The organism is Streptomyces sp. CLV115 (assembly GCF_038448545.1).
Taxonomy (GTDB): Bacteria; Actinomycetota; Actinomycetes; order Streptomycetales; family Streptomycetaceae; genus Streptomyces; species Streptomyces sanglieri.
The window spans coordinates 1-496 of sequence record NZ_JBCEWQ010000386.1; the positions used below are offsets into that span (position 1 = coordinate 1).

Consider the following 496-nt stretch of genomic DNA (forward strand, 5'->3'; position numbering starts at 1 on the left):
GGCTTAAGCGGTGGCCTGAGAGGTAGTGGTCGTCCATCTGCCGGCTACCACGTTTGACTGTTTTCGCTCGTCAGAAGCGTTTCGTCACCGATCAGTGGACCTACTACGTAGAGAGTTTGACGGCTTTGGCTCGGCCGCACGAACTGTGTGTGCGTTGGTCGCGAGGGGTTTACCGGGCATTAAAGCGGCCACCGGAACCCTGTGTTGTGGACTTCCGGGGTCAGTCTGTCCGCTCACTTGAGATGGCTCAACATTTCTGACCGACGCCGAAGTCTACGAACGCTGCGAAACGTCAACCGACGCCTTTGCAACCAAGCCTTCTTCACCAAGATCACATCGACGAAGACGACCAACTCCGCGTCGAGAACAACCGACCCTTCGAAATGCACCCCGACCCTCAGATCAACGCCAACGCCCTCACCTGGGCCCAAGACAGCAACAAGGCCCGAATCGAAACCAAGGGTTCGAGCCTTGTGCGTGGGGTGGAGCATAGGGG

1 protein-coding gene is annotated in these 496 nt (G+C 57.9%); it reads right to left on the minus strand.

What is annotated here, in order from left to right:
- Positions 1 to 233: 233 nt before the first annotated feature.
- Positions 234 to 496, minus strand: a 263-nt coding sequence (locus AADR41_RS42280; protein WP_342287793.1) for a hypothetical protein, incomplete at its 5' end; no start/stop codon positions are given.